This is a genomic window from Pseudomonas sp. 21615526 (assembly GCF_013386245.1).
In the GTDB taxonomy this organism is placed as follows: Bacteria; Pseudomonadota; Gammaproteobacteria; order Pseudomonadales; family Pseudomonadaceae; genus Aquipseudomonas.
In genome coordinates this window covers 25,364-49,617 of record NZ_JACAOM010000003.1, presented here as the reverse complement: position 1 = coordinate 49,617, position 24,254 = coordinate 25,364, and the positions used below count along the sequence as shown (strand labels likewise).

General features: G+C 62.3%; 20 protein-coding genes and 1 pseudogene. 10 read left to right on the top strand and 11 right to left on the bottom strand.

Annotated features, from left to right (window positions below):
• Positions 1–8 precede the first annotated feature (8 nt).
• The 3 genes from acpA to HX786_RS01400 all read right to left on the bottom strand — a co-directional run bounded on the left by acpA (position 9) and on the right by HX786_RS01400 (position 3,687).
• A complete protein-coding gene (acpA, locus tag HX786_RS01410) occupies positions 9–1,709 on the bottom strand; it encodes an acid phosphatase (protein WP_178911637.1) in 1,701 nt (566 codons plus the stop codon).
• 101 nt (positions 1,710–1,810) lie between these two features.
• Entirely contained in the window at positions 1,811–2,131 is a 321-nt protein-coding gene (locus HX786_RS01405; protein ID WP_010177091.1) for a hypothetical protein, read from the bottom strand.
• Between the two features lie 137 nt (positions 2,132–2,268).
• Positions 2,269–3,687 (bottom strand): TIGR00366 family protein, encoded by a 1,419-nt coding sequence (locus HX786_RS01400; protein WP_178911636.1) that lies wholly within the window; start codon positions 3,685–3,687, stop codon positions 2,269–2,271.
• 188 nt (positions 3,688–3,875) lie between these two features.
• Between HX786_RS01400 and HX786_RS01395 the strand changes: the two genes are divergently transcribed.
• Positions 3,876–5,159, top strand: a complete 1,284-nt coding sequence (locus tag HX786_RS01395; RefSeq protein WP_178911635.1) for an MFS transporter — start codon at positions 3,876–3,878, stop codon at positions 5,157–5,159.
• 106 nt (positions 5,160–5,265) lie between these two features.
• Here HX786_RS01395 and HX786_RS01390 read toward each other — a convergent pair whose 3' ends face one another.
• On the bottom strand, positions 5,266–6,636 hold the full coding sequence (locus HX786_RS01390; RefSeq protein WP_008437508.1) for a gluconate:H+ symporter: 1,371 nt from the start codon (positions 6,634–6,636) through the stop codon (positions 5,266–5,268).
• Between the two features lie 217 nt (positions 6,637–6,853).
• Here HX786_RS01390 and HX786_RS01385 point away from each other — a divergent pair, with 217 nt between their 5' ends.
• Positions 6,854–7,759, top strand: a complete 906-nt coding sequence (locus tag HX786_RS01385) for a cation diffusion facilitator family transporter (RefSeq protein WP_178911634.1) — start codon at positions 6,854–6,856, stop codon at positions 7,757–7,759.
• 3 nt (positions 7,760–7,762) lie between these two features.
• Here the strand turns inward: HX786_RS01385 and HX786_RS01380 are convergent, their stop codons facing one another.
• Entirely contained in the window at positions 7,763–8,437 is a 675-nt protein-coding gene (locus tag HX786_RS01380; protein ID WP_178911633.1) for a heavy metal response regulator transcription factor, read from the bottom strand.
• Between the two features lie 161 nt (positions 8,438–8,598).
• Here HX786_RS01380 and HX786_RS01375 point away from each other — a divergent pair, with 161 nt between their 5' ends.
• The 3 genes from HX786_RS01375 to HX786_RS01365 are packed head-to-tail and all read left to right on the top strand — an operon-like array spanning position 8,599 to position 14,133.
• The gene (locus HX786_RS01375; protein ID WP_003214410.1) at positions 8,599–9,822 is read left to right on the top strand and encodes a TolC family protein; all 1,224 of its coding nucleotides are present in this window, start codon (positions 8,599–8,601) and stop codon (positions 9,820–9,822) included.
• Between the two features lie 18 nt (positions 9,823–9,840).
• Positions 9,841–10,953, top strand: a complete 1,113-nt coding sequence (locus HX786_RS01370) for an efflux RND transporter periplasmic adaptor subunit (protein ID WP_178911632.1) — start codon at positions 9,841–9,843, stop codon at positions 10,951–10,953.
• Between the two features lie 18 nt (positions 10,954–10,971).
• On the top strand, positions 10,972–14,133 hold the full coding sequence (locus tag HX786_RS01365) for a CusA/CzcA family heavy metal efflux RND transporter (protein ID WP_178911631.1): 3,162 nt from the start codon (positions 10,972–10,974) through the stop codon (positions 14,131–14,133).
• A 37-nt stretch (positions 14,134–14,170) separates the two neighbouring features.
• Here the strand turns inward: HX786_RS01365 and HX786_RS01360 are convergent, their stop codons facing one another.
• The 4 genes from HX786_RS01360 to HX786_RS01345 all read right to left on the bottom strand — a co-directional run bounded on the left by HX786_RS01360 (position 14,171) and on the right by HX786_RS01345 (position 18,139).
• Complete coding sequence (locus tag HX786_RS01360; protein WP_134325731.1) at positions 14,171–15,574, bottom strand: heavy metal sensor histidine kinase; 1,404 nt, start codon at positions 15,572–15,574, stop codon at positions 14,171–14,173.
• Positions 15,571–16,245, bottom strand: a complete 675-nt coding sequence (locus tag HX786_RS01355; protein WP_003214417.1) for a heavy metal response regulator transcription factor — start codon at positions 16,243–16,245, stop codon at positions 15,571–15,573. The genes HX786_RS01360 and HX786_RS01355 overlap by 4 nt, the downstream gene beginning before the upstream one ends.
• Before the next feature lie 219 nt (positions 16,246–16,464).
• Positions 16,465–16,650 carry a hypothetical protein gene (locus HX786_RS01350; RefSeq protein ID WP_008437498.1) on the bottom strand — a complete coding sequence of 62 codons (186 nt, stop codon included), beginning with the start codon at positions 16,648–16,650 and terminating at the stop codon, positions 16,465–16,467.
• Positions 16,651–16,810: 160 nt separating this feature from the next.
• On the bottom strand, positions 16,811–18,139 hold the full coding sequence (locus HX786_RS01345; RefSeq protein ID WP_003214419.1) for an OprD family porin: 1,329 nt from the start codon (positions 18,137–18,139) through the stop codon (positions 16,811–16,813).
• Positions 18,140–18,377: 238 nt separating this feature from the next.
• Here HX786_RS01345 and HX786_RS01340 point away from each other — a divergent pair, with 238 nt between their 5' ends.
• The 4 genes and pseudogenes from HX786_RS01340 (at position 18,378) to HX786_RS01330 (ending at position 20,763) form a co-directional block, all read left to right on the top strand.
• On the top strand, positions 18,378–18,710 hold the full coding sequence (locus tag HX786_RS01340) for a DUF2790 domain-containing protein (protein WP_087693789.1): 333 nt from the start codon (positions 18,378–18,380) through the stop codon (positions 18,708–18,710).
• 49 nt (positions 18,711–18,759) lie between these two features.
• A pseudogene (locus tag HX786_RS32240) lies at positions 18,760–19,593 on the top strand (PAS domain-containing protein); the annotation flags it as partial.
• 108 nt (positions 19,594–19,701) lie between these two features.
• A complete protein-coding gene (locus HX786_RS32235) occupies positions 19,702–20,133 on the top strand; it encodes a methyl-accepting chemotaxis protein (RefSeq protein WP_371132413.1) in 432 nt (143 codons plus the stop codon).
• Positions 20,134–20,187: 54 nt separating this feature from the next.
• Positions 20,188–20,763: a flavin reductase family protein gene (locus HX786_RS01330; protein WP_177070212.1), complete on the top strand. Its 576-nt coding sequence runs from the start codon at positions 20,188–20,190 to the stop codon at positions 20,761–20,763.
• Positions 20,764–20,927: 164 nt separating this feature from the next.
• Here the strand turns inward: HX786_RS01330 and HX786_RS01325 are convergent, their stop codons facing one another.
• Positions 20,928–21,812, bottom strand: coding sequence for a LysR family transcriptional regulator (locus HX786_RS01325; RefSeq protein ID WP_178911629.1), 885 nt, complete (start codon positions 21,810–21,812; stop codon positions 20,928–20,930).
• A 121-nt stretch (positions 21,813–21,933) separates the two neighbouring features.
• Here HX786_RS01325 and HX786_RS01320 point away from each other — a divergent pair, with 121 nt between their 5' ends.
• On the top strand, positions 21,934–23,304 hold the full coding sequence (locus tag HX786_RS01320; protein ID WP_218647696.1) for an MFS transporter: 1,371 nt from the start codon (positions 21,934–21,936) through the stop codon (positions 23,302–23,304).
• 121 nt (positions 23,305–23,425) lie between these two features.
• Here HX786_RS01320 and HX786_RS01315 read toward each other — a convergent pair whose 3' ends face one another.
• Positions 23,426–24,226: an AraC family transcriptional regulator gene (locus tag HX786_RS01315; protein WP_003214430.1), complete on the bottom strand. Its 801-nt coding sequence runs from the start codon at positions 24,224–24,226 to the stop codon at positions 23,426–23,428.
• Positions 24,227–24,254: the final 28 nt, after the last annotated feature.

Genomic DNA, 24,254 nt, shown 5'->3' with positions numbered 1-24,254 from the left:
AAATGCGTCTACACCGGGAAGTGCAGGGCGTTGCTCAAATCCCCCATGGGCTTTTGGCCGCGCGCGGTCATGGCGTCGTCACGCTGCTTGAGCCCGTCGAGGGTTTCCAGCTGGAACACCCGGGTGATCAGACGCAGGATCGACGCGGTGTCGTAGACGGTATGGTCCACCGTGCCCTTGCGCGCGAACGGCGAGACCACCAGTGCCGGAATCCGCGTGCCCGGGCCCCAACGATCGCCTTTTGGCGGTGCAACGTGGTCCCACCAGCCGCCGTTTTCATCGACGGTGACGATCACCACCATGTTCTTCCACTGCGGGCTTTCCTGCAGCACCTTCAAGGCGCGGGTGATATGCCGGTCGCCCGAAGCGACGTCGGCGTAACCGGCGTGCATATTCAGGTTGCCCTGGGGTTTGTAGAAGGTCACCGCAGGCAGCTTGCCGGCCTGGGCATCGGCGAAGAACTTGTTGGTGCTGGCGTCATCCCCCAGGCCGCCATCGCGCAGGCGTTTATTGCGCTCAGCCGGGTTTTCCGGGCCTTGCTGCTTGAAGTAGTTGAAGGGCTGGTGGTGGTACTGGAAGTTCGGAATCTTCGGAATGCCGCCCGAGTCCTTGAACTGATCCAGCGTTGCTTGCCACGCACCGGCGTACCAGGCCCAGTCGACGTTCTTTTTCGACAGTTTGTCGCCGATGTGCTCGTGGGTTTGTGGCACCAGCACGTTAGGCAAGTCGGGCTTGGAGTAATCCGGGCGCTCGGGGTCGCGAATCCAGGTAGGCCAGTAAGGCGGGGCCAGGGTGTTCACGCCGAAACCGTCCGGGGTCAGTGCGCTGGGGCCGAATTGCGGCGGGCCGGTCATGGCGCTGGCCGGGGACTTGTCCAGAGGCTTGAGGCGCGGGTCGGTCGGGTCGTCGCTTTGCAGCGTGGCGATCTGTGCCTTGGCCACCGATTGCGCAGCGTTTGGGTACACCGGCGGGGTGGCGCTGATCAGGTATTGGTGGTTGAGGAACGAGCCGCCAAACGCGCCCTGGAAGAAGTTATCGCAGAGCACAAACTCCTTCGCCACGTCCCACAAGCGCAGGGCGTAACGGCTCTGGGCGTAATGGCCCATCAGCAGGCCGCCGGAGTCGCCCCAGGCGACGAACGCATCGTTTTTACCGCCATTGATCTGCATTTGGTTCTGATAGAACACGTGCCACAAATCCCGGGTCACCAGGCTCAGGGGCTGGTCTTCGCCATTCGGGCCTTTGAGGGCGAACGGAGCGTTGGGCAGGTTTTCCTGGTATTGCACTTCGCTGGGGTACGTGACGCCATCCACGGTCTGCGGGCCAACTTGCAACACGCCGCCCCATGTCGGGGGCAGGGTGCTCAGCAGGCTGCCGTCGCGGTCGCGCTGCTGATAGTCCGCAGGGGCGAGGGCCGACAATGGTTTCTCGACCCCGGGGAAATCCGCAAACAGGTTGTTGAAGCTGCGGTTTTCGGCGTAGATCACCACCACGGTTTTAACCTGTTCGTGCAAGGCCTTGTCCAGCTCTTGCGGCGTCAGCGGGCGATCCACCGGCTTGCCGGGTGCCTCGCTGGTATTGCCGCAGGCACTCAGGGTCGCACCCACGCCCAGCACGGCCGCGCCTCCCAGGAAGCGCCGCCGGCTGGTGTCGACTGGCGGTTTGGCTTCAATGTCTTGGGAAGGGCGGTCTTTGTGCTCGTCGCTCATTGCTGGGAGTTCCTGCTGGTTGAATGTTGCAAGATATTTCGCAGGACGGTAGCAATGCAATGTGACGGAACGAAGACAGTGCCTTGAACGCTACAGGCCACTCATAACAAGCGCAGTGCCAATTGGCTGCCGGCGCGCAAGTACTCTACCTGGGACGCCAGCGCATCCTTGACGATGGCTTCGCCCGTGTCAGTCAGCTTGGCTTTCTTGGCATCGATGACGCAGGACTGCAGCAGTTGCATGGCCACATCCATGGCTTTCTGGAACGCCGTCACGTTGTTGTGCAGGCCAAACTCCTTGATAACAGTGGCCATGCGGCAATCGGCATTGTCGCGCAAGCCCTGGTACTCAACGAACGACACGTTGCCGTCCTTGTAAATAGCATTGATCAACTCTTCCAGCGATTTGGATAGGGGCGTCATCGGATTTTCCTTGGGGGGTGTGAGGCGTTATCCGAATCAGGTTAATCAAAGGCGTTGGCGGCAGAAATCAGGGGTTGCCACCGTAGTGAGTGGGACAACCCCGACGCGTTTGATCAGAAAGGTTACTGGCAGCTGCCCTATGGCATCACCGGCGGCAAATATTTAAGCGTCGTGCCCAACGCCCACAGCAGGAACAACACCAGCGGCGTATGCACCAGCAACTGCACAAACGAAAAGCCGATCAAGTCCCGCGCCTTCAACCCCAGCACGCCCAGCAGCGGCAGCATATAGAACGGGTTGATCAGGTTAGGCAGCGCTTCGGCGGCGTTGTAGATCTGCACCGCCCAGCCGAGGTGATATTCCAGGTCGTTGGCGACCTGCATCACGTACGGCGCCTCGATGATCCACTTGCCGCCGCCCGAAGGAATGAAGAAGCCCAGCACCGCCGAGTACACGCCCATCAACAGCGCGTAGGTGTCGTGGGACGCAATCGAGGTGAAGAAGGTCGAGATATGGTGCGCCAGGGTCGCGCCGTCACTGCCTTTCACCACGGTCATCAGCGCGGCAATCGAGCCATACAGCGGGAACTGGATCAGCACCCCGGTGGTGGTGGGTACCGCACGGGCCACCGCATCGAGAAAACTGCGCGGACGCCAGTGCAGTAGGGCACCGACCATCAGGAACAGGAAGTTATAGGTGTTCAGCCCCGAGATCGCGCTGATCGCCGGCTTGGTCGAGAATTCATGGAACAACCAACCGGCGGCCAGCAACGCCAGCAGGATGGTCAGCAACGGGCTGTGCTCCAGCCACTCGCCCGGACGGGTCGGCGGTTGCGGCTTGGGCATGTTGAAGGCCGGGTCGATACCGCAAGCCTTGGCGTCACGGGCGGAGCTCGGCCCGGGCGCGGTGGCGTAGGCGATGATCAGCGACACCACGATCAGCGCTAGCAACAGCACGCCGGACTGCCACAGAAAGATGGTGTCGGTGAACGGGATCATCCCGGTGATCGACAGGATCGACGGCGGCAAACTGGCCGGGTTGGCCTGCAACTGCGCCGCTGACGACGACAGCCCCAGCGCCCAAACGGCACCCAGGCCGAGGTAGGCCGCAGCACCGGCCGCGCGGTAATCCATGCGCAAATCCGTACGCCGGGCCAGCGCACGCACCAGCAAACCACCGAACACCAGGGACAGGCCCCAGTTGAGCAACGAGGCGACCATCGAAATCAGCGCCACCCAGGCCACGGCAGAACGGCCGTTCTTCGGGATGCGCGCCAGGCGGTCGATCAACTTTACGGCGGGCGGAGAGCTGGCGACCACGTAACCGCCAATCACCACAAAGGCCATTTGCATGGTGAACGGGATCAAACTCCAGAAACCGTCACCAAACGCCTTGGCGGCCTCGGTCGGCGCGGCGCCCATGCCCAGGGTCGCCACGGCGACAATGATCACGGCGAGGGCGGCAAACACCCAGGAGTCAGGGAACCAGCGCTCGGCGAAGTTTGAACAACGCAGGGCGAATCGGGCGTAGCGGCTGTCTTCGATAGCATCGGCCACGTTCAGTACCTCTATTTGTATTTATTATGGGGGCGGCAGTTTTGCTGCATGTTCCTCTACGGCTATTCATTTGGGAATGTAGTTATCTTCATTGATCAATGAGTAAAGCAAATATATCCGGCGAGATTGCCATCACCGGGCCCAGCTCATAACCTGCAGGCCATTTTGTTTGTCTGCCGAGCTTTTCCATGATTGCCACCTCTTATCCACAGGCGCAGCGTTTCTCCCGCTCCGACTACAAGACGCTGGGCCTGGCTGCCCTGGGCGGGGCCCTGGAAATCTACGACTTCATCATCTTCGTATTTTTCGCGCTCACCCTCAGCCAGCTGTTTTTCCCGCCGGAAATGCCCGAGTGGCTACGCCTGCTGCAAAGCTTCGGCATCTTCGTCACGGGCTACCTGGCACGCCCGCTGGGCGGAATCCTGATGGCACACTTCGCCGATCACCTGGGGCGCAAACGGGTGTTCAGCCTGAGCATCCTGATGATGGCGCTGCCGTGCCTGCTGATCGGCATCATGCCCACCTACGCACACATCGGTTATTTCGCACCGTTGATCCTACTGGCGCTGCGCATCCTCCAGGGTGCGGCAGTGGGCGGGGAAGTGCCCAGCGCCTGGGTGTTTGTCGCCGAACACGCTCCGGACAACCATCGTGGTTATGCCCTGGGCTTCCTCCAGGCCGGGCTGACCTTCGGCTACCTGCTCGGCGCGCTGACCGCGACGCTGCTGGCGCAAATCTTCACCCCGGCCGAAATCCTCGACTACGCCTGGCGCTTCCCGTTCCTGCTCGGCGGCGTGTTCGGCGTGATCGGTGTCTGGCTGCGGCGCTGGCTCAGCGAAACCCCGGTGTTCCTGCAAATGCAGGCCCGTCGCCAGGCCGGCGCCGAACTGCCGCTGCGTACCGTCCTGCGGGAACATCGCAGCGCGCTGCTGCCGGCGATGATCCTCACCTGCGTGCTCACCTCGGCCGTCGTCGTACTGGTGGTGATCACCCCGACCATGATGCAGAAAACCTTCGGCATGAGCCCCAGCCACACCTTCGCCCTGAGCGCGTTGGGCATCGTGTTCCTGAATATCGGTTGCGTGTTGGCCGGGCTGCTGGTGGACCGCATCGGCGCCTGGCGCGCAGTGTTGGTCTACAGCCTTTTGCTGCCGGTGGGGGTTGCCGTGCTCTATGCGAGCCTGATCGCGGGTGGCGTGTGGCTGGGCGCAGCGTATGCAATTGCCGGCTTGAGTTGCGGGGTGGTGGGCGCGGTGCCGTCGGTGATGGTCAACCTGTTCCCGGCGCAGGTGCGCGTCTCGGGGATTTCCTTCACCTACAACATTGCCTATGCGCTGTGGGCGAGTACCACGCCGCTGATGTTGATCGCGTTGATGCCGACCAGCCCGTGGATCTGCGTGGGGTATTGCGTGGTGATGGGCGCGGTGGGCGCAGTGAGTGCGGCGCATTTTGGCAAGCGCCAACCTACCTGATCGTTCCCACGCTCTGCGTGGGAACGCCTCCCTGGACGCTCCGCGTCCGCTTGTGTGACGCGGAGCGTCACGGGATGCATTCCCACGCGGAGCGTGGGAACGATCATTACGTCAGGAAGTGCCACATCAGCAATGTGCCCACCAGGCCCACCACCGACACAATGGTCTGCAACACCGACCACACCCAGATCGTCTGTTTCAGCTGCAAGCCGAAGTATTCGCGCACCATCCAGAAGCCGGCATCGTTGACGTGGCAGAAGAACACCGAGCCGGCACCAATCGCCAGGGCGACCAGTGAGCTTTGCGTCGCCGCCAACCCCGCCATCATCGGCGCCAGGATGCCCGCCGTTGTCGTGGTGGCGACGGTCGCCGACCCCGTGGCCTGACGCAGCGCCACCGCAATCAACCAGGCCAGCAACAGGTACGGCATGTGCGCGCCTTCGGCCACCTTGCTGATGGTCTGGCTTACGCCGGCATCCAGCAGGGTTTGCTTCAACCCGCCACCGGCGCCGATGGTCAGCAGCAGCACCGCGATCGGCGCCAGCGCCTTGCGCAGGGTGTTGCCGACATCGGCCCGCGGCATGCCGCTGGCCCAGCCCAGGCAGATCACCGCGGCAATCACCGCCAGGCCCAGCGCGATCAACGGCTCACCGAGGAACTTCAAGGTCAGTGCCACCGGGCTTTCCGGCGACATGGCAACCTTGGCCAGGGTGCTGCCGAGCATCAGGATCACCGGCAACAGGATGATCAGCAGCGACACACCAAAACTCGGCTGGCGCGGCGCCTTGGGCGGTGCGCTGAACAGCGCGCCAATGTCGGCCGGCTCATCCACGTGCATGCGCTTGGACAGCCAGTTGCCGTACAGCGGGCCGGCCAGAATCACGGCCGGCACTGCCAGGCAAAAGCCCAGCAACATGGTCAGGCCCAGGTCGGCGTGCAACGCGCTGACCGCAATCAGCGGCCCCGGATGCGGCGGCATTAAGGCGTGCAGGGTGGTCATCCCCGCCAGCGCCGGGATCGCGATTTTCAGCAGCGGCTGGTTCGAACGCTTGGCCATCACAAAGATGATCGGCACCATCATCACCAGGCCCACTTCGAAGAACAGCGGCAAGCCAATCACCATCGCCACCAGCGCCATCACCCAGGGCAACGACTTGCCCTTGCCCAACCCCAGCAGGGTGGTGGCGATACGGTCGGCAGCGCCGGATTCGGCCATCAACGCGCCGAGCATCGAGCCCAGGGCAATGATGATCCCGGCTTCACCGAGGATCGCCCCGGCGCCTTTGCTGAAGGCCTTGGCCACTTCTTCCGGCGGCAAGCCCGCGCCGACACCGGCGATAAACGTACCGATCAGGATCGACAGGAAGGGCGGCAGCTTGGTCGCGCTGATCAACACAATGATGCTGGCGATGGCCAGTAATACGCAGAACATGAGGCGGGTGTCGTGAACCATCCACGCGGCAGTCGATAACTCCAAAACGGGACTCCTTATCGAACAGGTTGGCTAATATGTTTCTTTTTGTTTCCTGCTCGAAAAGCATACCTGATACAACGGTTCCAGAGCGTTCATGTTCAATTTTGGTGCGTATGGCTTAACGCTCAGCTGACGGCGAGATGACAATTTTGCAACTCGTGCCGGTGGTTTTGGCCTAGAGCTCTATGATCAACCGGACGACCACCCACGAGGATATTTCATGAGCGCAGGACACAGCCACGCCCAGGTACGCGCTGGCCACGAACGGCTGTTATGGATCGCAGTGGCACTGACCGGCAGCTTTATGATCGCCGAGGTGATCGGCGCCTTTATCACCGGCAGCCTGGCGCTGTTGTCCGATGCCGCGCACATGATGACCGACGCCCTGGCGCTAGGGATTTCCCTGGTGGCGATCCAGGTCGCCAAACGCGCCGCCGACCGCAAGCGCACCTTCGGCTATGCGCGTTTCGAGATCCTGGCGGCAGCGTTTAATGCGCTGCTGCTGTTCGGCGTGGCGTTCTACATCCTGTATGAGGCGTATCAACGCTTGCAGGCGCCCGCCGAGATCCAGTCCACCGGCATGCTGGTGATCGCGGTGCTGGGGCTGATCGTCAACCTGATTTCCATGCGCCTGCTGAGTGCGGCCAGCGGCGAAAGCCTGAATGTGAAGGGCGCTTACCTGGAGGTCTGGAGCGACATGCTCGGCTCCATCGGCGTGATCATCGCGGCGCTGGTGATCATGTACACCGGCTGGGGCTGGGTGGATTCGGTGGTGGCGGCGGCGATTGGCTTCTGGGTATTGCCCCGCACCTGGACGCTGCTCAAGGAAAGCATGAACGTGCTGCTGCAAGGTGTGCCGGATGGCATTGATATCGACAAGGTGGAGCAGGCAATTCGCGGCATTCCCGGGGTCAAGGACGTGCACGACCTGCACATCTGGGCCCTCACCAGCGGCAAAAATGTGCTGAGTACTCATCTGGTGGCGGATTCTGCTCAAGGCAGCGAGCAACAGATCCTCAGCCAGGTGACGGAGTTACTGCATGAACAATTCGATATTTCCCACGCCACGATCCAGATCGAGGGCGAAGGTTTTCAGCATGACGAGCATGACGAGGTGCATGCCTGACCGTCACTCACGGTCTTCCAGCACATACCCCACGCCGCGCAAGGTATGGATCAACTTGCGCTCGAACGGGTCATCAATCTTTGCCCGCAGGCGGCGGATCGACACTTCCACCACATTGGTGTCGCAATCAAAGTTCATGTCCCACACGAACGAGATAATTTGCGTGCGCGACAGCACCACGCCGCTCTGGCGCATCAGCAGGTGCAGCAGGGCGAACTCCTTGGTGGTCAGGTCGATGCGCTGCAAACCGCGAAACGCCCGGTGGCGGCCCTGATCCAATTCCAGGTCGGCCACCCGCAACACATCCGGCACCGGCGAATGCACGCTGCGGCGCATCAAGGTGCGCACCCGCGCGAGTAATTCGGGGAACTCAAACGGCTTGACCAGGTAATCATCGGCGCCCAGGTCCAGGCCCTTGATCCGGTCGGAGAGGCGGCCCTGGGCGGTCAGCATCATGATGCGGGTGCTGCTGTTCTGGCGGATGCGTTGCAGCACGTCCCAGCCATCCATCAACGGCAAATTCACGTCGAGCATCACCAGGTCGTAGGCGTGCTGGCGAGACAAATGCAGGCCGTCGGCGCCGGTGGCGGCACAGTCGACGATATAGCCACTTTCGCTCAATCCCTGGTGTAGATAATCGGCGGTTTTAGGTTCGTCTTCGATAACCAGAATACGCATGTCGAGGATCCCGCTGGGCAGTGGAAAAGTTGCCCGGAGCTTAAAGCAAAAGCCCGCGCCAGAGCCGTTGCTAACGGATTTGTAATGTTCTGGCCACTCCTCTGATAAGTACCGAAAGTTACATTGCCCACCGGTTAATTCATGGGCATGGAACTCTTGTTATGCCAACTTTTGTCCGCACATTTATCGGCGCTTCGGTGCTGTTGCTGATGACGGTCCAGGGCGCAAACGCGCAAACCCTGACCCTCGAATCGGCCCTGCAAACCGCCTTCGCCAACAACCCCGACATGGCCGCTGCGCAGTGGGAAATCGACATCGCCCAAGGCGGTCGCCAGCAGGCCGGTTTGATCCCGAATCCGGTGGCCTCCTGGGACGCCGAAGACACCCGCCGCAACTCGCGCACCACCACCGTAAAACTGAGCCAAACCCTGGAGCTGGGTGGCAAGCGCGGCGCCCGGATTGATGTCGCCACCCGTGCCCAGGAGGCGGCCGCACTCACTCTGGAACAGCGCCGCAACGGTCTGCGAGCGGAGGTCATCGACGGTTACTACGGTGCACTTCGCGCCCAGGAACGCCTCGACCTGGCCCAGCGCTCAGTGGCATTGGCCGAGCGCGGCCTAGTGGTGGCCAATGGTCGCGTCACCGCCGGCAAAACGTCCCCGGTGGAAGCCACCCGGGCCCAGGTGCAACTCTCGGAAATCCGCCTGGAATTCAACCGCGCGCAGATGGGCCTGACCGATGCCTACCGGCGTCTCGCCGCCAGTACTGGCGCGGCCAGCACCGATTTCCAGGCCGTCGCCACCCAAGCCCAGGCCGCCCCGGCATTACCGTCGCCCGCGCAGCTGCTGGCGCGCCTGGAACAGACCGCCGAACTGCGCCTGGCCGAGCTGCAAATCGTCCAGGGCGAAGCGGCCCTGGGCCTGGAAAAAGCCCAGCGCATTCCCGACCTCGACGTGTCCATCGGCAGCCAATACGACGCCAGCGTGCGCGAGCGGGTCAACGTGGTGGGCGTGTCGATGCCGATCCCGCTGTTCAACCGCAACCAGGGCAACGTGCTGGCCGCGAGTCGCCGTGCCGACCAGGCCCGCGACCTGCGCAACGCCGCCGAACTGCGCCTGCGCACCGAAACCCGCCAGGCCCTGGACCTTTGGCAAACCGCGAATACCGAAGTGCGCTCGTTCAACCAACAGATCCTGCCCGCCGCCCAAAGCGCGGTGGACAGCGCCACCCGCGGTTTCGAGATGGGCAAGTTCAACTTCCTCGACGTACTCGACGCCCAGCGCACCTTGATTGCGGCCCGCACCCAATACCTCGCGGCGACCGCCCAGGCCACCGAAGCCTGGGTGCGCATCGAACGGATTTACGGCGACCTTGCCCGGTTTTGATTTTTTCAGGAGCGTTCCATGAACAACAAACACAGGATGGCGCTGGCCGTTGCGCTGATGCTGGCGTGGCCGGCCATCAGCGGTGCGGCAGAGGCGGAAGAAGAAGGCAAGATCGAGCTGACCGAACAGCAGGTCCAGGCCGCCGGTATTCAACTGGCCCCGGCGCAATCCCGGCAGATCAGCACTGTGCTTTCGCTGCCGGGCGAGGTGCGTTTCGACGAAGACCGCACCTCCCACATCGTCCCGCGTGCTGCCGGCGTGGTGGAGTCGGTGCAGGTCAACCTCGGCCAATCGGTGAAGAAGGGCGAGCTGCTCGCGGTGATCGCCAGCCAGCAGATTTCCGATCAGCGCAGTGAACTGGCGGCCAGTGAGCGCCGGGTGGTACTGGCCCGCACCACCTTCCAGCGCGAGCGCCAGTTGTGGCAGGACAGGATCTCCGCCGAACAGGATTACCTGCTGGCGCGCCAGGCGCTGCAAGAGGCCGAAATCGCCCTGAACAATGCCCGGCAAAAGATGAATGCCCTGAGCGGCAGCGCTGTATTGGTCGGCGGCAATCGCTACGAACTGCGGGCGCCGTTCGACGGCGTAGTAGTGGAAAAACACCTGGGTGTCGGCGAAGTGGTGAGCGAGACCAGCAACGCCTTCACCCTGTCGGACCTGTCCCAGGTGTGGGTCACCTTCGGCGTGTTCCCCAAGGATTTGAACAAGGTCCGGGTCGGCAAACCGGTGAAGGTCACGTCCTCGGAAATGGGCACCGAAGTGCTCGGAACCGTGGCCTATGTCGGCAACTTGCTGGGGGAGCAGACCCGCACCGCCACCGTACGCGTCACGGTGCCGAACCCCGACGCTTCGTGGCGTCCAGGGCTGTTCGTTTCCGTGCAGGTCGCCACCGACACCTACCCGGCCAAGGTCACCGTCCCCCAGGAGGCGGTCCAGACCGTCGAGGACAAACCCTCGGTGTTCGTGCGCACCAGCGACGGCTTCATGACCCGGCATATCGAACTGGGCGTCAGCGAAAACGGTTTCGTCGAAGTGCGCCAGGGCCTCGACGCCGGCGCGCAGGTGGCCACCGTCGGCAGCTTCATCCTCAAGTCCGAGTTGGGCAAGGCCTCGGCCGAGCACGCCCATTGATCCTGCGAGTGATTTCCCATGTTTGAGCGCCTTATCCAATTCGCTATCGAGCAGCGCATCATCGTGCTGCTGGCGGTGCTGTTGATGGCCGGTGTCGGTATCGCCAGCTATCAGAAATTGCCCATCGACGCCGTGCCGGATATCACCAACGTCCAGGTGCAGATCAACTCGGCGGCGGCGGGTTTTTCGCCGCTGGAAACCGAGCAGCGCATCACCTTTCCCATCGAGACCGCCATGGCCGGGCTGCCGGGCTTGCAGCAGACCCGCTCGCTGTCGCGCTCGGGCTTGTCCCAGGTCACGGTGATTTTCAAGGACGGCACCGACCTGTTCTTCGCCCGCCAGCTGGTCAACGAACGCTTGCAGGTGGCTCGCGAGCAACTGCCCGATGGCATCGAAAGCATGATGGGGCCGATCTCCACCGGGCTCGGGGAAATCTTCCTGTGGACCGTGGAGGCGAAAGACGGCGCGCGCAAGGAGGACGGCTCAGCCTATACGCCGACCGACCTGCGGGTGATCCAGGACTGGATCATCAAGCCGCAACTGCGCAACGTGCCGGGGGTGGCCGAGATCAACACCATCGGCGGGTTTGCCAAGGAATACCAGATCGCCCCGGACCCCAAGCGCCTGGCGGCCTACAACCTGACCTTGGGCGACCTGGTCACGGCGCTGGAGCGCAACAACGCCAACGTCGGCGCCGGCTACATCGAGCGCAGCGGCGAGCAATTGCTGATCCGTGCGCCGGGGCAAGTCGCGTCCATCGACGACATTGCCAACATCGTCATCACCACTTCCGACGGTACGCCGATTCGGGTACGCAACGTCGCCCAGGTCGACATTGGCCGCGAGCTGCGTACCGGTGCCGCCACGGAGAATGGCCGCGAAGTGGTGCTGGGCACGGTGTTCATGTTGATCGGCGAAAACAGCCGCACGGTGTCCCTGGCGGTCGCGAAAAAACTCGAAGAGATCAACCGTTCGCTGCCTGAAGGTGTGGTGGCCGTCACCGTCTACGACCGCACCAACCTGGTGGAAAAAGCCATCAGCACCGTGAAGAAAAACCTCTTCGAAGGGGCGCTGCTGGTGGTTGCAGTGCTGTTCCTGTTCCTCGGCAATATCCGCGCTGCGCTGATCACCGCGATGGTGATTCCCCTGGCCATGTTGTTCACCTTTACCGGGATGTTTACCAACAAGGTCAGCGCCAACCTGATGAGCCTCGGCGCGCTGGATTTCGGGATTATCGTGGATGGCGCGGTGGTGATCGTCGAAAACGCCATCCGCCGCCTGGCCCACGCCCAGCAGCGCCACGGGCGATTGCTGACCCGCAGCGAGCGCCTGCATGAAGTGTTTGCGGCGGCCAAGGAAGCGCGGCGCGCGCTGATCTTCGGGCAACTGATCATCATGGTGGTGTACCTGCCGATCTTCGCCCTCACCGGGGTGGCCGGGAAGATGTTCCACCCGATGGCGTTCACCGTGGTGATCGCGCTGCTGGGGGCAATGATTCTGTCCGTGACCTTCGTGCCGGCGGCCATTGCGCTGTTCGTCACCGGCAAGGTCAAGGAAGAGGAAAACCTGGTGATGCGCAGCGCACGCCGTGTCTACGCGCCGGTGCTGGATTGGGTGATGGCGCGCCGGCCGCTGGTGTTCGGCCTGGCGGTGCTGGCCATCGTTGCGTCGGGCCTGGTGGCCAGTCGCATGGGCAGCGAATTTATCCCCAGCCTCAGCGAGGGTGATTTCGCCCAACAAGCGTTGCGGGTGCCGGGCACCAGCCTGACGCAGTCGGTACAGATGCAGCAGCAACTGGAAAAGACCTTGATGGCCGAGGTGCCGGAAATCGAGCGGGTATTCGCCCGCACCGGCACCGCGGAAATCGCCTCCGACCCGATGCCGCCGAACATCTCCGACAGCTACGTGATGCTCAAGCCCAAGGACCAGTGGCCCGACCCGAAGAAGTCCCGCGAGGCAATCATCGCCGACATCCAGCGCGCCAGTGCGATTGTGCCGGGCAGCGTGTATGAACTGTCGCAACCGATCCAGCTGCGCTTCAACGAACTGATTTCCGGCGTGCGCAGTGACGTGGCGGTGAAGGTGTTTGGTGACGACATGGCGGTGCTCAACAAGACCGCCGGGGAAATCGCCGAGACCTTGCAAACCCTCAAGGGCGCCTCGGAAGTGAAGGTGGAACAGACCTCCGGCCTGCCGGTGCTGACCATCAATATCGACCGCGACAAGGCTGCGCGTTTCGGCCTGAACGTGGGCGATGTGCAAGACACGATTGCCGTCGCCGTGGGTGGGCGCCAGGCCGGGACGATGTACGAAGGCGACCGGCGTTTTGATATGGTCGTGCGTTTGTCGGACGCGCTGCGCACCGATATCGAAGGCCTGTCGCGGTTGTTGATTCCGATCCCGGCGCTGGCGAATAACGCGGCGGGGCAGTTGGGTTTTATCGCGCTGTCGGAAGTCGCCAGCCTGGACCTGGTGCTCGGCCCCAACCAGATCAGCCGTGAAAACGGCAAGCGCCTGGTGATCGTCAGCGCCAACGTGCGTGGGCGGGATATCGGCTCGTTTGTCGAGGAAGCCGGGACGGCCATCGACACTCAGGTGAAAATCCCCGCGGGCTACTGGACCACCTGGGGCGGCCAGTTCGAGCAGTTGAAGGAAGCTTCCGAGCGCTTGCGCATCGTGGTGCCGGTGGCGTTGCTGCTGGTGTTCGGGTTGCTGTTCATGATGTTCAACAACCTCAAGGACGGGCTGCTGGTGTTCACCGGGATTCCCTTCGCGTTGACCGGCGGGATCATGGCGCTGTGGCTGCGGGACATTCCGTTGTCGATCTCGGCGGGCGTGGGTTTTATCGCGCTGTCGGGGGTGGCGGTGCTGAACGGGTTGGTGATGATTGCGTTCATTCGCAACCTGCGGGAAGAGGGGCGCTCATTGTCGGTGGCCATCAACGAAGGCGCCCTGACGCGCTTGCGCCCGGTGTTGATGACGGCGTTGGTGGCGTCGCTGGGGTTTATCCCCATGGCCCTGGCCACCGGCACCGGCGCCGAAGTGCAGCGCCCGTTGGCGACGGTGGTGATTGGCGGGATTATTTCGTCGACGCTGCTGACCCTGCTGGTATTGCCGGCGCTGTATCACTGGGCGCACCGGCGTGAAGAACAGGAAGACCGCCCGATGCCTGGCCAATAACCTGTGGTGAGGGAGCAAGCTCCCTCACCACAATGAGTTATTGGCAGATAGCGTTGGTATGAAGGGGAAACACCAACCGAAACACAGTGAAATCTCCGGGCTCGCTGCTGACTTCTGCCCGGCCTTGATGCAGGGTCATGATCGACCGCACGATGGCCAGCCCCAGCCCGGTCCCCCCTTCGGAGCGGGCGCGGCTGCTGTCGACGCGGTAGAAACGCTCGAACAGGTTCGGCAGGTGATGCGCTTCAATCCCCGGCCCCGGGTTGCCCACCGACAGCGAGACTTGCTGCCCGTGGGTTTCCACCTGCAACGACACCGTGGAAGCGTGCGGGGTATGCCGGATGGCATTGGACAACAAGTTGGAAATCGCCCGCTGAATCATCAGGCGGTCGCCATGCACCGAGGCATCACCGTGAAGGCTCAGGCTCAGTTGCTTGTCTTCGGCACTCAACGCAAACAGCTCCATCACCCGGCGCGCTTCATCGGCCAGGGACACGGGTGCAAACGAAACCCGCGCCGCCGGGTGGCTGACCTGTGCCAGGAACAGCATGTCGGAAACGATCCGCGCCAGCCGCTCCATTTCTTCGGTGCTGGATTCCAGCACCGCCTTGTACTCCTCGGGCGGGCGCTCTCGGGACAACGTCACCTGGGCCTTGCCCATCAAGTTGGTCAGCGGTGCGCGCAGCTCGTGGGCCAGGTCATCGGAGAACTGCGACAGCTGCTGCACACCGCCATCCAGGCGCTGCAGCATGAAGTTGATGCCCTGCGCCAACTCGCCCAACTCGTTGGGCAAGTTATCCACAGCCAGGCGGTGGGTCAGGTCCTGTGTGGTGACCTTGGCCGCGACGCGGCTGAACTGTTGCAGCGGTGCGAGCCCGCGTTGCACCACCCACCACGCGCCGATGCCGATCAGCAGCAACAGCAGCGGCAGGGCGATCACCGTGGAACGCAGGTAAGCACTGAGCAATGCCTGATCGTCCCTGCGGTCCAGGGACAGCAGCACCCGCACGCGTTCGCCGCTGGACAGGCGCATCAGGCTGGAGGCGCTGAGCACCTGGTTGCCGTTGCTGTCGTCCCAGTTCAGGTAACCGAGGGTCTGGCGTGGTGCGAAGTCGGTCAGCAACGGTTCCTGTGGCTTGGCACCGACGCTTAGCAGCACCGCTTCATCGGGTGCGGTGCCGACGATGGTCAGGTAGAAATTGTCATGCCCCATCACCAGGTCCATCAGCGAATGCGGGCGGGCTTTTATGTCGCGGGTGTCCAGGCCGAGGGCGAGGCTGTGCTGGATCTGCTCCATCTTGCTTTCCAGGCCCTTGCGCGCCAGTTTCTCAAGCTCGTGGGTCAGCGCCAGGTAGGCCAGTGTCGCGAGCAGCACCACCAGGCCCGCGCCCATCAGGCTCACCGTCAGCCCGAGGCGCATCGACAGACTGCTGGCTTTCATTGGCGGGCCTCCAGCACATAGCCCACGCCGCGAATGGTATGGATCAGCTTGACGTCACTCTGGTCGTCGACCTTGGCCCGCAGACGGCTGATGGAGACCTCCACCACGTTGGTGTCGCAGTCGAAATTCATGTCCCACACCAGGGAAATAATCTGCGTGCGGGTCAGCACTTCGCCGGACTGACGCATCAGCACATGCAGCAGCGCGAACTCCTTGGTGGTCAGGTCAATGCGCCGGGTGCCGCGATAGGCGCGGTGGCGGCGCGGGTCCAGTTCAAGGTCCGACACGCGGAAGACTTCCGGCACCGGTATGTGCTCGCTGCGGCGCAACAGCGTACGCACCCGGGCCAGCAATTCGGGGAATTCGAAGGGTTTGACCAGGTAATCATCGGCGCCCATGTCCAGGCCCTTGATCTTGTCAGTCAGCCGGCCACGGGCTGTGAGCATCATCACCCGTTGGTTGCTGTCGCGGCGCAGTTGCTCAAGCACTTCCCAGCCGTCCTTGGCCGGCAGGTTTACATCGAGAATCACCAGTTCATAAGCGTGTTGCCCGGCCAGGTGCAGGCCGTCCACGCCGCTGGCGGCGCAGTCGACCACGTAACCGCTTTCGGTCAGGCCCTGCTGCAGGTAGGCGGCGGTTTTTTGCTCGTCCTCAACCACAAGGATACGCATGGGGATTTACCTTTTACTGATAGAGAGAGACTGAAATTCGAATTTTCCGAAGCCTGAAGGCTGAAGTAGCTACAGGGTCAATCAGCCAGTTTGTGACTGGTTGTTGCGTTGCAGAACGGACGGGCAAAAAAAACGCCCCATCCGGGGCGTTAAAAATTCATCTCTTTCCAAAGGAGCTACACAAAAGCTTCAGAGATGAATGTGCTCGGTGTGCGCCGTTCAGATCGACTGCTTCTGTGCGTCGGCGGGCGCGGTCTCGGCCACGGACTGTTCACCGTGGACCTGCTGCTGTTGCTGGCGGAACTCGGCGAGGAACTGCCGGGAGCGGTCGGCGCCGTCGTCGGCGAATGCGAGGGTGGAAGTGGCGCCGAGAAAACTGATCAATAACAGGTGGGATGGCTTCATGACGTGTCTCCAAATAAGGCGTGTGCCGTTAGTTGTGACCAGTATATGAAGCGCAACTTAACGAGAAGGTGAGGCGCATATTACAGTTCTGACAGGCTTCAATTTGTGAACAGATGTTAGTCAACGGCAAATGAATGTAAGCATTTGCCGTTGTGTTCATTTACAGAATTGCCAATGGGTATTCGACAATCAACCGAACTTCTTCCAAGTCCGACTCAAAGGCACTTGAGCGAACGGTCGCCTGGCGCAAACGCAGCGACAGGTCTTTCAAGTTACCGCCCTGCACCACGTACTTCGCCTCGATATCCCGCTCCCAGCGGCGTTGATCGGTCAGCGGGTCGCCGGCCGCGTCACGGCGCATGTACACGCTGTTGGCGTTGCTGTAGTCGGCGCCGGTACCTTTGCCATAGCGGGTCATGAAGGTCAGGCCAGGAATGCCGAAGGCCTGCATGTCGAGGTTATAGGCGAGCATCCACGAGCGTTCCCTGGGCGAGTTGAAGTCGCTGTACTGGATCGAGTTGTTGAGGAAGATCGAGTCCGACATGCGCAGGTAGTCAAAGTCGTCATCGCCGTTGTTGCGCTGGTGCGACAGGGCCAGGCTGTGGGCGCCGACCTTGACCCCGAGCCTGGCGCTCCAGATGTTGTTATCGAACTCGCCAAGGCGTTTCTTGCCCTCGTCCACGGCCTTGTAATAGTTGAAGTCGCCAAACAGCGACACGTCATCGTTCAGCGGGTAGCTGGCGGCGCTGCCGAAGTAGTACTGGTCCCAGGCATCCTTCAGGCGGCTGGTGTACAGGCTGACGCTGAGGTGTTTGTTCACCTGGTAGTCGCCGCCGGCATAGCCGATCCAGGGTGAATCCACCTTGCCCGCATAAAACGTCGCGAAGCCTTTATCCATGCCGCTTTGAGTAGGCTGGCTCATGCCGCTCAAGTGCCCGGCCTGCAAGCTCAAGCCGTCAATGCTGGTGTTTTGCGCGGTGACGCCACGGAAGCTTTCCGGCAACACCCGCGAGTCGCCGTAGGCCACCACCGGGGTCAGCGGGAACACGTCACCGGCCTTGATCACGGTATCCAGCAGGCGCACTTTTACCGCGCCGCCGAGCTTGCTGTAGCCGTCCTCGGGGTGGTTGTCGCTGTCTACCGGCAGTACGCCGAACGAGCCCTTGCCGCCGCTGCGACCGGTGCCGGAGTCGAGTTTCAGGCCATACATCGCAAACGCATCGAGGCCGAAACCCACCGGACCCTGAGTGAATCCGGATTCGAACTTGCCGATAAAACCCTGGGCCCAGGCTTCGGAATAGCCATTGCCGGTGGGGCTCGACTGGCCCTTGCGGTCATCGCGGTTGAAGTAGAAGTTGCGGGCCAGCACGTTCAAGGTGCTGCCTTCGATAAACCCTTCGGGTTTATCTTCCACGGCCATGCCTGACAGCGGGGTGAGCCCCGCCAGAGCGGCAATCATGGAGAGTGAAAATGTGCGGTTAGTGCTCATGTAGCGCTCCTCGGTAGTGGCAGCTATCAGCTTCTTATCGATGGGGCATTCTTGTTGTGATGGTGCCCGGGCAGATAGTTGCAAACACGAGATAACGGCGAGGTGGCGCACAGATTACAATTTTGGAATTTCAATAAAACATAACGGATAAGTAATCTTTCGGTGAACTTTGCGACAGGCTTGGTTAGTTATTCTTGCTCTGAACTTTTAATTCAATAAGTCAGACGAGGACGCCCTCATGAATACCCTGAAAACCACTGTCGCTGCATTGGCCCTGATCGTTTCCGCCGGCGCGATGGCCGAAGGTGGAGGCGACCGCACCTTCGCCCAATTGATGCAAAACAATGAGCAAGCCATGGCCGCCTACGCCGCGAGAAAGGGCAAGCCCGCGCCCGAGGTGCTGGTGTATCGCTACGGCATGAAGCTGGACATTGCCAAGGTGGTGAATGTCACGCCGCCGATCCGCTCGTGCAGCGCAGTGCCGTCACGCATGACCTACGAAGACTCCACCGGCAAGCTCAACACGCTCCACTACCAAGTGATGGGCATCTGCCGTAACAACGGCAGTTGAGGGGCTGAAAAAATATAGTTGGGCAATGGGCTAAAGCTCTCTTAAGAAAATGCCGGCAGCGCCGATGCAGGTCAGATCCCGCCCTCATTTGCCCACCGGTGCCTCCATGTTCAACACCCGTCTCAAGCAGGAGCTGTCTGCTCTTCGCGAAGAATTATCCAGTTTGCAGCAGGTCAAGGAGAGCCTGGAAAGCGAAATGATGGCCCTGACCCTGGATCCCGAAGGGCGCATCGAGTCCGTCAATGCCATCTTCCTTCAAGAGATGGCTTACCAGGCAAGCCAGCTGCAAGGCCGCCTGATCGAGGATCTGGTGCCGGCGCACGTCAAGCACGACACTTTTCAACTGCGCTTCACGAACGCCCTGGTGCGTGGCGAACACTTCGCCGGTTCCGTACGCCTGATGCGCGGCAACGGCAATGAGGCGTGGCTGCGCTCCATCGTGCAACCGGTGCGTGGCAGTGACGGGCGTATCAAGAATATTTCGATGTACTCCAGCGACCTGACCCGCACTATCGAGGCGTCCCGCGAGCACGAAAACCTGATCACCGCGCTGGTGCGTTCCACGGCAGTGATCGAGTTCGACCTCAACGGTAATGTACTGACGGCCAACGACCGTTTCCTCAACGGCATGGGTTACAGCCTGGCGCAGATCCAGGGCAAACATCACCGGATATTCTGTGAGCCGCAGGATGCCGGCAGCGTCGAGTACCAGCAGTTCTGGAAGCGCCTGAACGCCGGTGAATTCGTCGCGGGCCGCTTCAAGCGAGTGGACAGCCACGGGCGGGTGGTGTGGCTGGAGGCTTCGTATAACCCGGTGCTCGACGCCAACGAGCGGCTGTACAAAGTGGTCAAGTTCGCCACGGTGATCACCGACCAGGTCAACCAGGAACAGGCCGTGGCCGACGCGGCCAACATCGCCTACAGCACCTCGCTGCACACCGACAGCAGCGCCCAGCGCGGCACCACCGTGGTCACCCAGGCGGTGGAGGTGATGCGCGACCTGGCCAAGCACATGGAGCAAGCGGGTGAGGGCATTGAAGCGCTGAACGCCCAGTCCCAGGTGATTGGCAGCATCGTCAAGACCATCAGCGGCATCGCCGAGCAGACCAACCTGCTGGCGCTCAACGCCGCCATCGAAGCCGCCCGTGCCGGTGAGCAAGGCCGTGGTTTTGCGGTGGTGGCCGATGAGGTTCGGCAACTGGCGTCGCGTACCAGCAAGGCCACCGAGGAAATCGTCGGCGTGGTGCGCCAGAACCAGGACATGGCCCGCGATGCAGTGGCGCTGATGACCGATGGCCGCCTGCAGGCCGAGCAAGGGCTGGCATTGGCGGCCGAGGCGGGCACGGTGATCGTCGAGATCCAGGACGGCGCCCAGAAAGTGGTCAGCGCTGTAGGGCAATTCGCCAATCAACTGAGCAGCTAGTCACCCGGGCTCATGCTTGAGGTATCGTAGGTTTTTTTTCCGAGCCTTTCGTCCATGAGCCCTAACCATCGCCGTCCCGTCCCGCTGTCCAAGGCCTACCGCTTGCTCAACCACGGCCCGACCGTACTGGTCAGCGCCGCGCACAACGGCCAGCGCAACATCATGGCCGCGGCATGGGCGATGCCGCTGGATTTCGAGCCGCCCAAAGTCGCCGTCGTGCTGGATAAGGCCACCTGGACCCGGCAACTGCTCGAAGGCGCCGGCACTTTCGTGCTCAACGTACCGTGTGCGGCCCAGGCCGATATCGTGCAGACCGTGGGCAACACCACCGGCAGCGAGACCGACAAGTTCGCCGCATATGGCTTGCAGACGTTCAGCGGCGAACACACCGAAGCGCCGATGCTTGAAGGCTGCGTGGCGTGGCTGGAATGCCGCTTGCTGCCGGAACCGCATAACCAGCAGACCTACGATCTGTTCCTCGCCGAAGTGGTGGCCGCTCAGGCTGATGAGCGCGTATTCAGCGACGGTCGCTGGCATTTCGAAGGGCAGGATGCGCTGCGTACCTTGCACCATGTGGCGGGCGGGCATTTCCTGACGATTGGTGAGCCGATTGATGGGCGACAGCTTTAAGCCCAGTGCCAATTCTTCCGGTAAAGCCTGGTTTTGTGGCGAGGGAGCTTGCTCCCGCTGGAGCGCGAAGCGGTCCCATTGTTTCCTGCCAATACACTTGGTCGGTAGATATACGACTGCTGCGCAGCCGAGCGGGAGCAAGCGCCCTCGCCACAAAGGTTGTGTTACCACTGGGCTTTGCTGAGTGCCTCGGCAAACGCCATCAACTTCGGCGAGTACTGCCGCGATGGCGGATACACCAGCGATATCGCCCGACTGCGCCCGGCAAATTCCTCCAGCAAGGGCACAAGGCGCCCGGCCGCCAGATCTTCCCGCACAGCAAAGTCCATCACCTGGGCGATGCCGAATCCGCCCAGCGCGCCGTCCACCAGCGCATCGCCGATATCAAAGATCAACCGCCCCTCGACACTCACGTCCTGCACCCTGCCATCGAGCATGAACTGCCAGTCCACCAGCCGGCTGGTGCGCAGGTTACGTACGGTCAGGCAATTGTGGTCCTGGAGTTCATCGACGGTCTGCGGCGTACCAAAACGCGCGAGATAAGCCGGGGAGGCGACGGTGACCCAGCGCAGCGGTGGCAGTGCCCGGGCGATCAGGCGTTGGTCCTGGATGTCGCCGGTGCGCAGCAAGGCGTCAAAGCCTTCGTCGACGATGTCCACCAGGCGGTCGGTCATTACCGCTTCAATGCGCAGATCGAGGTATTGCAGGGTCAGCTCGCCGATTACCGGCATCACCACCTTGCGGCCAAACAACGAGGGCGTGCTGATCTTCAGCAAACCGGACGGTGAGGCACGGCGGTCGAGCATTTGCCGCTCGGCTTCGGCCAGTTCCGCCAGCAGCGGCGCGCTGCGTTCATACAGCATCTGCCCGTCGGGCGTGAGGCTGACGCTGCGGGTGTTGCGTTGCAGCAGGCGCACACCCAGCTGGTTTTCCAGCCGGGAAATGGCCCGGGACAAGCCCGATTGGGTCAGCCCCAGGTCTCCGGCGGCGCGAGTGAAACTGCGGGTTTCGGCGACGCGCACCAGCAGGCGAACAGCATTCAGATCCATGATTAAAGTCATTACTGAAAGAGTGATAGGGGTATTTATCATCTGTTGGGCATGAAAGAAACTGGCGCCTCTCATTTTCAGGCAGGACACTGTGATGTCTTCTTCTCGACCCTCTGGCCGGATGCTGTTGCTGCTGGCAACCGCGCAACTGATCATCGCCCTCGACGCGACCATTGTGTTTGTCGCGCTGCCGCAAATCGGCAGCCACCTGGGGTTTTCTGCCCAGCAATTGCAGTGGGTGGTCAGTGCCTACAGCGTGGCGTTTGGTGGCTTCCTGTTGCTGGGCGGTCGGGCGGCGGACCTGTTGGGCAAGCGGCGCTTGTACATGCTTGGCCAGTCGCTGTATGCGCTGTCTTCCCTGGCGGCGGTGCTCGGTGGCAGCGCCTTGCTGCTGGTGCTGGCGCGGGCGGTGCAGGGTGTGGGCGGGGCGCTGTTGTTCCCGGCCACGCTGGCGCTGATCAACACCCACTACGCCGAAGGGCCCGCGCGTCATCGGGCGTTTGCCGTGTGGAGCGCGGCGTCTGCGGCGGGCCTGGCATTGGGCGCGTTGCTCGGCGGCGTGCTGACCCAGGCGTGGGGCTGGGAAGCGGTGTTTCTGGTGAACGTGCCGTTGGCCGGCGCCTGTGCCCTGGCGGCGCGCTACTGGATTCCTGCCGATGGCGAACGGGCCCGCGGGCGCAACTTTGATATCAGCGGCGCGTTGACCGTGACGCTGGGCGGCACCTTGCTGGTGTTCTCCCTGGTGCAGGGGCCGGAGTGGGGTTGGGCGGCACCGTCGACCCTGGGCTGCATGGCCCTGGCGCTGGCGCTGCTCGGATTGTTTGGGTGGATCGAACACCGGGGCCGTGATCCCCTGATGCCGCTACGCTTGTTGGGCTATCGCGAGTTGCGCATGGCCATGGTGTTGACGGCGGTGTTCATGAGCAGCTTTGGCGTGCAGTACTACTTTTTGGCGGTGTATTACCAGCAGGTCTACGGCTACAGCGTGTTGCAGGCGGGGTTGGCGTTTTTGCCGGCGACGCTGGTGTGCACCGCGGGTATCTGGCTGGCGGAGCGTTCATTGGCGCGGCTGGGGTTGCGCAACACCCTGGTCAGCGGCCAGTTGGCGGGTGCGGTGGGTATCGCTTTGGTATGTGTGGCGTTGCCGACGGGGGCGGGGTTCTGGTCGTTGCTGCCGGGGATTTTCATCCTGAGTATTGGCCAGGGCATGACCTGGACGGCGATGTGGGTGGCCGCCGGGCTGGGCATCCGGCCGGGCGAGCAGGGCGTGGCGGCAGGCATGGCGTCCACCAGCCAGCAGATTGGCGGTGCGTTGGGGCTGGCGTTGCTGGTGTCGTTGGCGAACGCCGGTGGGGCGACGGGCGCGGCGCAGGCGGGCGGGATTGAACTGGCGTTGTGGTGGAGCGCGGCGATTGCCCTGGCGGGGGCGGTGCTGGCGTTGGCCCTTAAAGAACGAGCGCCAGCGTCGAATACGATTTCGGCAGCGACATAGTTCAACTGTAGGAGCTGGCTTGCCTGCGATAGCGGAGTGTCAGCCAACAATTTATTAACTGACCCACCGCCATCGCGGGCAAGCCAGCTCCTACAGGTTGATCGCATTTCAAGGCGGGATTTCAGCGCCCGAGCATCTTCACCCAGCGCGACGGCGGCATGCCGAAAGTGCTGCGGAACTGGCGGGTCATGTGGCTCTGGTCGGTGAAGCCGGCGGTCAGTGCCGCATCTACCAATGACTGGCCCTGGCCCAGCAGGCTGCGCACCAGGTCCAGGCGGCGCATGGTCAGGTAGCGATAGGGGCTGGTGCCGAACAACAAACGAAAATCCCGCGACAACGCCCAGCGGTCGCGGTTGGCGTATTCCGCCATTTCATCGAGGGTAATCGGCCGTCCCAGGGCGCTGTGGATAAATTCCCGTGCGCGCTCGGCGGCCCGGTAGTCGAAGGTCTTGCGATTGACCGTGATGCCCGACGCGTTATTCAGCGCCTGGGCCAAGTCAAACATCGCGTCCTGTTCCTGCAGCGGGTCAATCGGGCAATCCAGGCTTTGCAGCAACACTTCACTGGCGCGGTACAGCCACGGGTCGCTGGACAATCCGCCGGGGATGAACGGTAACGGCTTGCCGCCGAGCACCTGCTGGATCAGCGCCGGCTCCACGTAAATCATCCGGTATTTGAAACCTTCCTCGCTGCCGGCCCAGCCGTCATGCACTTCATCGGGATGGATCACCATGGTCCGCCCCGGCAGGCTGTGGGTCATGCCGCCGCGATAGTGAAAGCTCTGCACACCGAACAGGGTACGGCCGATGGCATAGGTGTCGTGGCGATGGGGGTCGAAGCCAAACCCGGCAAAATACGCCTCGATGCGCTCCAGGCCACTGGCGTGGGGCGCGCGGTGCAGCCAGTCGATATTGGTCGCCATGATGAGTTGTCGCGCAAAGAGATGGAAA